The following is a 10,309-nucleotide window of genomic DNA, read 5'->3' on the forward strand; positions in this document are numbered from 1 at the left end:
AGGTGACATGGCGACTCTCGTGAAAGGCATATCCGCCTTCAAATGGGCTGAAGCGGGCCTCTGGGCGACCGGCGCGGTCGCGGCGTTCGGTGTCGCTGCACTAATCGCAGTTGCGGCGACGGTAAGGGGAGGGCAAGTGGCGCCCGTCGCCGTCGTGCTGTTCGGCGGGTTTCTGCTATCGCTCGTGGTTCAAGGACTACTGGTCCTAGTCATGAAGGTGAGAGCCAACACTGAGGCGAAGCATCAGTACACGACGCTCGTTCGGGGGCGCGAAGATCTGCCGCGCCTTCATCACAAGACAGGTGAGGTCCTCCGAGCCGCGCACAACCATCTGGCGGGCCAGGAGTGAGCCGCGGTCTGATGCTGGGCACCGAGACAAGAAGCCCGGAAAGTATGCGCAGTAGTAGGGCGGGCGTGGGCGAGTTTGAACGATCTACGACCGATTCGGAGCTGGGTCGGGGACGGCCCTGCCAGCGACCGTAGTGGTTGAGGTGGTCGGGGCTTGGCGTCGGCATCGAGGGTGGGCGGTTCCGTTTGCGCTCCTGCCGGTCATCTACTTTGCGCTTACCGTGGCGCTTTGGAGCCTGTATCGGTGGGACGCAACGTCTCTCCTCATGCATCTTGTGGTGCTCCTCGCGCTCGGCGGGTGGGTCATATGTGTTGTCGTTGCAATCCGGAACGCTCGCCGTGTTTTCCGCGCGTTTCGGCATCGACATGGCCACTACAACAAACGGGAGCGCGCAGAAATGGCTGCTCGAACTCGTTATGAACGTGCGTGGGTAGCTGCCCGACAGCTCGTTGCGGATGTTCGCTCGGAGATTCTTCCCCAACCAATCCAGGTGTGGGGCGTCGCGACAGATCCGGACGAGCCGTTCTTCTTTGATGTCGAGTGCGACTACCAGCGCTTCTACGGTACGACGACGAGCTTTTGGCGATCCAGCGGCTCGTTCTCCGGTCCGCCGTTCTTCGTGCTTGCGGGTATCGCTGCGACAGCGATGGCAAACTCTTCTCGCGAATCGGCCGCGGAGCGTGCGGCTGCCACTCAGTGGCGCGAGCATCAGCGCGTTCGGATTCTGGTCTCGAATCGACGACTCCTGGTGCACGTGAACCATCAATGGCTGAGCTTTTATCACGAAGCAATCGCGGCCTACTACCCAAGTGTCGATCAGTGGTGCGTCGTGTTTGAGTTCGCTTCGGCAGAGCCGATGCGTCTGATCGGTGAGGGGGCTCCCTTGATCGCAGTCTGGACCACCCTCGCGACGCATGGTCGTCAAGGCGTGTTGCAGCATCCCGGACTCGAAAGGCTGCGGTGATCGCGGTGCGCATGGACGGCGGTCCGGACACCGGGGCATTTGTGTCGACAACGGTTGTTGCTGAGTTTCGATCGAAGGGGCCAACGTCGATGGGGGAGCAGGCTGGTCTCGTGGTGCAGAGTCTCCCCGGGGTTGCAGGGCTGCTGCTCTCCCTCTGGCTGTTCTTCACCCGCAAACGACGTGCAAGTGAAGCCGAGGAGCGGCTCCGAGCTATGCCATTTCGTGTCGGGGAACAACAGCCCGTTTATCGGCGCCGCGGACGTTCGTCGTCAGCGCCGTGTGGGGAATCGTGCTCTCGCCGCTTCTCCTTGCGGACGCCGCGCGCCGGGCTTTCGTTGGATGACCATGTACATCTCTTGACCTCGACTAATCAAACGGAGACACGACCTGTCGTGAGGGCACCACGGCTACGGGCTGGTAGCGGAGGGTGGGCTCGGCGGCGGGGTCGCCCACTGGTCGGTTTTGAACGATCTACGACCGGACGGATTCAATGAATGACCACGCAACTCGTCATAACCTCAGAATCTTGGAGACGAATTGACCCTTGACAATCTGGCTGAGTGGATTGGTGCGTTGGCCGCATGCCTCACGGCGGTGGCAGTAGTCTTCGCCGCATTTCAGTATCGGCTCGATCGAAGCCGGAGGCGGGATGAACTCGATCGCGCCGCCAAGGAACAGGCGATGAGGTTCGCAGCTTGGGTGGTTTCCGACCGCCGGCCACCCAAGCAGTACGGCGTTGTCGCGTCCAATCAGTCACGATCGACGTTCCATAATGTCCGGATCGACGCCGTCCTCTTCGGGGAGTCGCTTCCAGAGATCGAACTGAATGTGTTGCCACCGGGCGATTTCTTCGTCGCGCTGGACCAGAAAACGCGCGAGTGGAGATATGCGGTTGCGTGCGCCGAGCATGGCGGGCATCTACGCCCGTATACGCGCACCGGCCGATACAAGGTGCGTTCAGTGAGCTTCATGGATAACCGCGAAGCGACTTGGAGTATGAACGAACACATGGTTGTTACCCAGACGTTCTGATGCTCGCGAGTTGTGGAGGGCCGCGGCGCAAGTCCGCAAAGCGGGGGACACCGATGCTGGGAATGACTCATTCGGAGCAGGTCATGAGTGCTCCAAATGGTTTCGTCTTCTTCGCGACCGTCGCGTTCTTGCAGTTTACGATCTCAGCCCTATTGTTGCTGCCCAGCCACATTTTCGGTTGGTTGATCATGGACGCCGTCGTCACAGGTGCTCTCGCGGCGATCATGGTGGGAATGGTGCGTCGCAGCTACCGGTGGCCGTGGCTGTGGGGCGTGGGGCTGCTTGTCCTGCTCGGGACCTCTGCATTCTGGGTAGGGGCGGAGTACTTCTCGTTGCCCACCGTAGGTCGGAACGAAGGCATGACGCTTGCGGTGCTGGCTTGGTTGCGAACGGTACTCGTGGGTACATGTGTCGCCGTAGAACGGGAACGCATCCAAAGCCAAGCCCGGTCGCGGGAGCGGGGGAGCCCTCGGGGCTCCATGCTCGTGGTCCTCGGCGTCTGTCTACCCTTCGTGCTCCAAGGCGTCGAGCAGGCGACGAAGCCTAGGCCGATGACCGTTCGGGCAATCTCAAGCTGCCGAGGGGAGACGGAGCCTGGTGCGATCCCGGGACTGATGGCGCTTCAGTGGCAGATCAGTGAAGGTGCTGCAGATTTTGACTGGGACGAAACTGTGGAAGTTATCTCGATTGAGCAGGGTCAGGGGCGTGACGAAATCGAGGTGCCCGCCATCTTGCGTGAGAACGAGTGGATCAAGCGCAGGTACATGCTTCCGGGCGCGTACGCTGCCAGTCCGCCCCCGGTGCAGAAATTCGAGGGAGAGTATTGGAACGCATGGACCGTCGCGCTCACGTTGGGTTCCAGGAGCGCAATCGAGGTCCTCGACACGCCGATCACAGTGGAGTACGACCGTTGTGCCATCGCTGACTCTTTCGAGTAGATTGCCCCGCTACCAAGCAGTGTAGCCATGTGCCCGCCTGTTACCCAATGGGTGCGGCTGTGGGTTGCCGTGCGGCTGGGGTCTCGCGTGTTCCCGCGGGAAGTTGGTTGGTAGCCCGCGGGGGAATCGCGCTGTGTCCGCGGCCTCGCCTCTCGGCCACCTGATCCGCGCGAACCGGGCCCTACCATTGCCCACTGCGCGATCGTGTTCAGAGCCCCGTCGTACTGCCGCGGGCTCCCGGCCGCGGCTACTGAATTACCGCCCGTAGCCGCCCGGTGCGACCGCAACCTCGGCCCGGTCGGGGCGCGAAAGCGGGGCCGCCGGTGCCGGCGAAGGCCGGCTGCCAGCTGCCGGAGCTGAGTCTGCCATCGCCATATGCAGCTGTTCGCGGACCATCGCCATGCGTTCTTGCGCTGCCGCGGTGGCGGCCGCGGGGTCGGGCGGTTGTTGGGCGGCGAGGGCCGCGCGCGTCTCGGCGTGCAGCTGGTAGCCGGCGGGCAGCAGCCGCTCGGCATCCTCGAGCGTGGGGAGCGCGCCGAGCTCGTCGCGTCCGAGATCCTGCATGTCTTCGTGGGCCTCGTCGAGGCGCTGCACGAAGTAGCTGGCTTGGTGGACGTCGTATCCGATCGTCCAGGTATCGGTGCCGAGCTCGAAGCTGTGGCGGCTCATCGTGTTTCCATCCATCACGGCGGCGCGGAAGTACCGCACCGTTCGCGGCCCGAGGTCGATGCTCGCCGGCGCCGTGCCGGCGGCTCGCTCTGCCTCGAGGTCGCTGGTCGAGATGCCGAGCAGCTTGGCCGCCTCGCGGGGCAGCAGCAGCAGCTCAGCGTCGAGCGTCGCGGCGCTCATGCGCCCGCTCCGGCGAGGGGCCGGCGGGCGGCGAGCTCGTCGATCTTGTCGGGCCGGAAGCCGGCCCACTCGTCGTCATCGGTGACGACCACGGGCGCCTGCAGGTTGCCTCGCCGGCGCAGCTCGTCGAGCGCTTCCGGGTTCGCGCTGAGGTCGACCACTTCGTAGTCGATGCCGTGCGCGTCGAGTGCGCGATAGGTCGCGTTGCACTGCACGCACGAAGGCTTGGAATACACCGTCACAGCCATCGTCTCTCCTTCACCAGGCCCCACCATTTCGGAGGGCATCCCATCTGATAAACGGAGTGGTTCAGCGGAGCGGAGGTGTGCAACCCACCACAGGATCAGTCTTGGTTCTTGGTGCGGAGCACCGTCCCCAGCCACACCTTCCACGCGCTCGGGGTTGCATGCCTCCGAGCCGCTGAAAGAATGCAGTGGTCAGATGGGATGCCCGTACGACGGAGGCCCGTCGAGCAAAGCTCGACGGGCCTCCGTCACAGGTACAGCGCGCGTAGCGCGTCACTCTTCGGTGTGCTGCTCCACAGCCTCGGTGCCACGTTTCGCGGTCGACCGGCGACGCGCACGAGGCGCGCTCTTGCCCGGCTCGGGAACCTGGGCCTGGCGCAGCTCCTTCGCCGACCATCCGGCAGCCAGCGCCGCGTTCCATGCACGCTCGTGCTCAGCCACGGCGGAGCGCGTCTTGGAGCCCCACTGTGCCTCGAAGTCGGCGAGAGCCTGCTTGTACTCGGCATCGATCGCCACGGCCTCGTGCGCCGCGTTCGCGACGCGCTCGACGGCCGCCACACGCTCGTCGCTCTTGGCTCGTTCGAGCTCGCGAGCGATACGGATTGATTCGGAGAGGTCGGTCGTCGTGTCAGTCATAGCCCCCAGCGTAGCGAGCACATCTGACGCCGACTAGATCGGCGTTCCATGCAGCACCGGCGCAGCCGGATGCAGAGCCCCGAACCTCTGGTTGGTTCCACCTCTGGCGCAGCCTCATGTGGAGCAAGCTATAGACTTACCGCTGGTAAGTCGCTTGGGATACTGGACTGGGGTGTCCATCACCGGCATACTTGGCGTATGAGGCCCCGCAGATGGCGGGGTCGCTGCGCTAGGCCGAAGGGAGGCGTCGTGGCCGACGAGAACGAGCGCCGCGTCTTCGGCCGCACCCGTCGTCGCAACGCGCCGGCGGGGGAGAAGCGCGACATCGTGTTCCGCGTGGGCTGCACCGTCGAGGAGTCGACACAGCTGCGGGCTCGTGCCGTGGTCAAGGGCGTCACCGTCCCTCGGTTGCTGTTCGAGGCTGCGATGAACGAGCACGTCGAGACGAGCACCGATCGCAAGGAGGCGATCGCCGAGCTGTTCGCGATTCGCCGTCTCCTGGCGAACATCGCGAACAACGCGAACCAGCTGGCGAAGTTCGCCAACACGGAGTCGACTTTCCCGGCCGAAGCTGCGGCCGTTGTCGACGAGTACCGGGGGCTCGTGCCGGACATTCAGGCGGCCGTGCGGAGGCTTGCCGACTCATGATGCCGAACGTCACGCGAGGCGACCGCTTCGGCGGTCTGCTCACGTACCTCGCTGGCGAGGGACGTGCCAACGAGCACACCGAGCCGCACCTTGTGAACGGCGACGCGGCGACGTTCACGATGTACGGCGACGGCGAGCTGGACCGTGCGGCGGCGCTCGCGATCGCCGCCGACCTCGACGAGCCGCGAACCGCGTTCGGTGTCGAGGTGAACGGCGGCCACGTCTGGCATTGCTCGCTCTCGATCAAGGCCGAGGACGGTCAGCTGAGCGACGAGAAGTGGGCGGCGATCGCTCAAGACTTCGTGAACGAGATGGGCTTCACCGCGACCAGCGGCAAGGCCGACTGTCGATGGGTTGCCGTTCGTCACGGGCTCTCGAAGGCCGGCAACGATCACATCCACATTGCCGTGAACCTCGTGCGCGAGGACGGCACGAAGGCGTCGATTAACCACGACTACTCGCGTGCGCAGAAGGTCGCCGGCGAGCTCGAGAAGCGGCACGGTCTGACCGTGCTGCAGTCGCGCGGGGCCGGCATCGGAGAGCGCGGCGAGAAGCCCGCCGAGCGCGCCACCGCCGAGCGGATGGGCGCGGCCGAGGTCGCTTCCGTGCGACTGGAACGTGCCGTTCGCGCCGCCGCCGGAGCGTCGCTCGACGAGGGCGAGTTCGTGCGCCGGCTGCATCAGGGCGGCTTCATCGTGCGTCCGCGTTTCGCGAACGGACGTGACGACGTGGTGACCGGCTACAGCGTCGCGCTGCGACCCCAGCCGGGCGTCCCGATCGTTTGGTACGGCGGCGGCCGACTCGCTCGCGACCTCACCCTCACGCGACTGCGCGAGGGGTGGCCCGACAACGTGACGAGCGCGCAGCACGCCGTCGACGAGTGGCGCGCGACGTGGCGCAATCCGATGAAGTACACGGCCCAGCACCCGGGCCGTGAGACGCAGGCACCGACGCCCGACGTGTGGCACGAACACACGCAACAGGTCATCGCGCTCCGCGACCAGCTGAGCCGTATCCCGGTCGACGACCGGGCGACGTGGGCGATCGTCGCGAAGGAGACGAGCGCCGCATTCGCCGCATGGTCCGAACGCCTCGAGCCGACGCCCGGCCCGCTAGCGGATGCCTCCCGAGCGCTCGCTCGAGGAGCGCAGATCCGAGCGCACCAGGTGAAGCCGCGCCCGTCGGGCATGGCATCGGCCGCGGGGGCCGCGATGCTGTTCGCGATGGCCGCGAAGGGAGGCCAGGGCACCGCCGCAGAGGCGCTGCTGTTCCGTCAGATCATGAAGACCGCGCAGGCACTTCACGGCATGTACCAGGCATCGGCCGACGCGCTCGAGGCGGCACGGATCCGCGACGCACTCGGTGCGAAGCTCGACGCAGTGCGGGAGCGCCTGCCGCAGCTGCAGGGCGCGTCGACGAGTGCCCCGGTCGACCCGCGAGCGGCCGAGGCCGCCCGCATCGCTCAGGCCGGCCAGACGCCCATGCGTGCGCCAGGGTCGCCGATCCGTCAGCCGCTCGAACCGCGGCCGACCACGAACGTCTCGCCGACCGAACGCGGCGGACGCGAGAGATAGAAGGGGGGCCGTCATGAGCGACAGCGACGGCATCGAAGAAGCGTTTGAGGGCGCGCTGCGAACCTCACTCGCGGTCGCCGGCCGACTGGGGGAGCAGCTGGCCCGGATGCGCGAAGAAGCACTCCGCCGGGCCGAGGCTCGCAGCCTGCAGGAGGCACGCGAGCTGCAGGTCCGGTTCGACGCCGAGCGCACCGCAGCGCGTGCCGAGCTCGCGCCCGTGCACGAGGCCAGCTGGTGGGATCGCGCCCGCACCGAGGACGTCAGCCGCGCCTACGAGACAGCCGCCAATTGGTCGACGCACGACGACGAAGCCCGCCGAGCGAGTGAGCGAATCCGCGAGGAGGTGCAGGCTCGATACGGCATCGACGTGAACGACATCGGCGCCGACCCGGCCGCGGTGCGCGAGGCCCTGGCCCGCGTCGAGGCCGACCGGAACCTCGCCGACTCCGAGCGCTCCCGCGCCAACGAGGAACGCGCCGAGGCTGCCCGTCTGCTCGAGCACGCCGAGCGCGTTGACGAGGCTGCCGAGCGCGACCAAGACGCCTCGACGCCGCCGGCTGAAGCCGCCGACTCCCGTGAGGGCGCCGAGGCCAACTGGGACTCGGCCGAACGCCGCGACGCACATGCCGCGTCGCTCGACGGGAAGGCGAACGCCGAAGCGATCAACGCGTGGAAGCAGGCCGACTCCGACAACGCGAAGCACCCCCGCGAGGCCGTGCGCCGCGCCGGCGGGAGGAGCTCAAAGGCGCGCAAGTCGCGCCACGGTGGCGACCGCGAGATGCAACGGGGCCGCGGTATGTAGTCGCCCAGCAGCTGCAACGACTCGTGTTCGCTTTAGTGGTGCTCTTCACTGTCGATCTACAGCGGCTGCCCGCATTCGGTGGAAATGTGAGGCAGCGGGCCATGAACTTAGCAAAGCCGTCCGGCAGGGACCAGAGGGCCGTAATTTATGTTGGCCCGCCGTAACTGGCGGTAGGAGCTCCACATCGCCGCGTCGCTATCGGCCACATGCCGACGACTTTGGGCGGCAGCTAGCGACCCGTGTACCGAGAACGACCGCTTGGGGAAGCTTCGATTACGGACATCACTTCTAGACCGAGTCGTGGTACGAGTGGCACTATCGCGAGTTGCCCAATTCGCTTCATGCGCGGCAGGATCGAGGTCGCAAGCGGGCCAGTGTGATTGAACGCGATACCTGCCCGCCCGCTCAGGGGATCTAGAGGAGAGTTCCAATGCCCGTCACCGTTTCCATCGACGACTTCGCCCGGATCGAGACCGACACGATGATCAGCCGGATGTTGCCAATCATTGGCGGCCTTGGAGTCTTCCACCACGATCGTGAACTGGCTCCCCTCGACCAGCAGCCCGTCATCAGGCAGAACCGCGACACCCTCTACTCGGTCGCCGTGGTCGACCTCGGCGGGGGACCTGCGAAGCTCACGATCCCCGACGTCGGCTACCGGTACATCTCAGTGATGGTCATCAACCAGGACCACTACATCAACCGGGTCTTCCACGAGGCCGGCACCTACGACCTCACGAAGGACGAGTTCGACACCGACTATGTCGTCGTCGCCGCGCGGATCCTGTTCGACCCGACGAGCGAGGCCGACCTCGCCGAGGTCCACCGCCTGCAGGACGGCCTCACCATCGACGCCGCCGCGCAACGCCCTTTCGAGCACCCCGACGTCGACGCCGAGAGCTATGGTGAGGTCCGGGGCGCGCTCCTCGTGCTTGGCCGGACCATGGGTGGGCTGGCGCACGCCTTCGGCCGCGCGGGGGAGGTCGACCCGGTGCGCCACCTCGTCGGCACCGCACTCGGCTGGGGTGGTCTGCCCGACGCGGAGGCGTCGTACCTCAACGTCGAGCCACGGCTGCCGCGCGGGCGGTACACGATCACGTTCGGCACCGATGTGCCTGCCGATGCGTTTTGGTCGCTCAGCGTCTACAACGGGGCCGGGTACTTCGAGCCGGGACCCGACGGCCTGACGAACGTGAACTCGGTCTTCGCCGCGAGGAACGCCGACGGCTCGACCACCGTGCACCTCGGCGACTGGGCCGACGCCGTCCCGAACCGCGTCGACCTGCCCGGGGGCTGGAATCTCCTCATCCGCCTGTACCGCCCCCGCCTCGACGAGCTCGCGACGTGGTCGGTGCCGGACATCGTCGAAGCTTAGGTTGCGACCGTGGGAAGGCTGCAAGTGCCGTTCGAATGCACGGGCAGTCGAAGAGGCGGTCGGCGAAGGCGCATGGGGATGACCGATCAGCGATGTCGGCTGGGACGGAGTACTCAGCCCGATCCTCGCCACCTGCCCGGTAGCGAGGCTCCATGTCGGGGGCACGACCATTGACCCGGGCAGCCCCTGTGTCCCTCACCCACTTCGGATGAGATCCTGGTTTGCTTCTCGTGCTTGGCGATCGAGCGCTCTACGTTCGGGCACAGAAGATGCCGACCCGATTGGGCCGACGAAGGGATCTCAGCATGGCCGTCTCCATTTCCTCCCGTACCAAGCTCTTCGCGGCGATGGGGATCATCGTTGTTGCGGCCGCAGGGGTTACGCTGGCGGCGTTTACCGATAGCGGCAACGTCGAGACCACATTCACCGCCGGGACCCTCGACTTGAAGTTCGACGACGATCAGGACGGGAATCCCGACAACTACCTGGTCGACTTCAGCACCGGCTTCGACAACTTGGCGCCCGGGGACACAGTCACCCGGGATCTGTTGGTGTACAACTCCGGAACGATCGACGCGATCGTCGAGCTTGCGGTGCCAACGGTAACGAATTCCGCGGGCAGCCCTGTCCCGGCCCTGCAGGACTCCCTTGTGGTCACGATTACCGACGTCGAGACGGTCACCGAGCTCTACAACGGCCCGCTCGCCGGAGCAGCCTTCACCGGGCTGGACATCGGTGCCGGTGGAACACCCAACGGTAAGACGCTCCGCATTAGCGTGACCCTCGACGCCGCTGCACCGATCGGTGTTGCCGGTCAGAGTGTCGACGTCGTCCTCCCATTCACGGCAGCGCAAGCGTGATCGGACTCCGCGATGGAGCCTGCCGAACTGAAGTCTG

Annotated in this window: 12 protein-coding genes; 9 read left to right on the top strand and 3 right to left on the bottom strand. The window is 65.9% G+C overall.

All coding sequences use genetic code 11. The features are described from left to right. Nucleotides 1-7 precede the first annotated feature (7 nt). The 4 genes from LR269_RS18595 to LR269_RS18610 all read left to right on the top strand — a co-directional run bounded on the left by LR269_RS18595 (nucleotide 8) and on the right by LR269_RS18610 (nucleotide 3,283). Nucleotides 8-349, top strand: coding sequence for a hypothetical protein (locus tag LR269_RS18595; protein ID WP_231432459.1), 342 nt, complete (start codon nucleotides 8-10; stop codon nucleotides 347-349). A gap of 277 nt (nucleotides 350-626) precedes the next feature. Then, nucleotides 627-1,313: a hypothetical protein gene (locus tag LR269_RS18600; RefSeq protein ID WP_231432460.1), complete on the top strand. Its 687-nt coding sequence runs from the start codon at nucleotides 627-629 to the stop codon at nucleotides 1,311-1,313. A gap of 537 nt (nucleotides 1,314-1,850) precedes the next feature. Then, the gene (locus LR269_RS18605; RefSeq protein WP_231432461.1) at nucleotides 1,851-2,345 is read left to right on the top strand and encodes a hypothetical protein; all 495 of its coding nucleotides are present in this window, start codon (nucleotides 1,851-1,853) and stop codon (nucleotides 2,343-2,345) included. 83 nt (nucleotides 2,346-2,428) lie between these two features. Then, nucleotides 2,429-3,283: a hypothetical protein gene (locus tag LR269_RS18610; protein WP_231432462.1), complete on the top strand. Its 855-nt coding sequence runs from the start codon at nucleotides 2,429-2,431 to the stop codon at nucleotides 3,281-3,283. A 255-nt stretch (nucleotides 3,284-3,538) separates the two neighbouring features. Here LR269_RS18610 and LR269_RS18615 read toward each other — a convergent pair whose 3' ends face one another. The 3 genes from LR269_RS18615 to LR269_RS18625 form a co-directional block, all read right to left on the bottom strand. Then, nucleotides 3,539-4,132 carry an AlpA family transcriptional regulator gene (locus LR269_RS18615; protein WP_231432463.1) on the bottom strand — a complete coding sequence of 198 codons (594 nt, stop codon included), beginning with the start codon at nucleotides 4,130-4,132 and terminating at the stop codon, nucleotides 3,539-3,541. Beyond that, nucleotides 4,129-4,380: a glutaredoxin-like protein NrdH gene (nrdH, locus tag LR269_RS18620; RefSeq protein ID WP_231432464.1), complete on the bottom strand. Its 252-nt coding sequence runs from the start codon at nucleotides 4,378-4,380 to the stop codon at nucleotides 4,129-4,131. The genes LR269_RS18615 and nrdH overlap by 4 nt, the downstream gene beginning before the upstream one ends. Nucleotides 4,381-4,650: 270 nt before the next feature. Next, complete coding sequence (locus LR269_RS18625; RefSeq protein ID WP_231432465.1) at nucleotides 4,651-5,013, bottom strand: hypothetical protein; 363 nt, start codon at nucleotides 5,011-5,013, stop codon at nucleotides 4,651-4,653. Between the two features lie 249 nt (nucleotides 5,014-5,262). On the opposite strand from LR269_RS18625, the gene LR269_RS18630 reads away from it, so the two are divergent. The 5 genes from LR269_RS18630 to LR269_RS18650 all read left to right on the top strand — a co-directional run bounded on the left by LR269_RS18630 (nucleotide 5,263) and on the right by LR269_RS18650 (nucleotide 10,272). Beyond that, nucleotides 5,263-5,661, top strand: a complete 399-nt coding sequence (locus LR269_RS18630) for a plasmid mobilization relaxosome protein MobC (RefSeq protein ID WP_231432466.1) — start codon at nucleotides 5,263-5,265, stop codon at nucleotides 5,659-5,661. Beyond that, nucleotides 5,658-7,235 (top strand): relaxase/mobilization nuclease domain-containing protein, encoded by a 1,578-nt coding sequence (locus LR269_RS18635; RefSeq protein WP_231432467.1) that lies wholly within the window; start codon nucleotides 5,658-5,660, stop codon nucleotides 7,233-7,235. The genes LR269_RS18630 and LR269_RS18635 overlap by 4 nt, the downstream gene beginning before the upstream one ends. Before the next feature lie 13 nt (nucleotides 7,236-7,248). Then, nucleotides 7,249-8,037, top strand: a complete 789-nt coding sequence (locus LR269_RS18640; protein WP_231432468.1) for a hypothetical protein — start codon at nucleotides 7,249-7,251, stop codon at nucleotides 8,035-8,037. Between the two features lie 430 nt (nucleotides 8,038-8,467). Beyond that, nucleotides 8,468-9,412, top strand: coding sequence for a DUF1254 domain-containing protein (locus LR269_RS18645; RefSeq protein WP_231432469.1), 945 nt, complete (start codon nucleotides 8,468-8,470; stop codon nucleotides 9,410-9,412). Nucleotides 9,413-9,717: 305 nt separating this feature from the next. After that, on the top strand, nucleotides 9,718-10,272 hold the full coding sequence (locus LR269_RS18650; RefSeq protein ID WP_231432470.1) for a TasA family protein: 555 nt from the start codon (nucleotides 9,718-9,720) through the stop codon (nucleotides 10,270-10,272). The last annotated feature ends 37 nt before the right edge of the window (nucleotides 10,273-10,309 follow it).

This window comes from Agromyces sp. S2-1-8 (genome assembly GCF_021129215.1).
GTDB classification, from domain to species: Bacteria; Actinomycetota; Actinomycetes; order Actinomycetales; family Microbacteriaceae; genus Agromyces; species Agromyces chromiiresistens.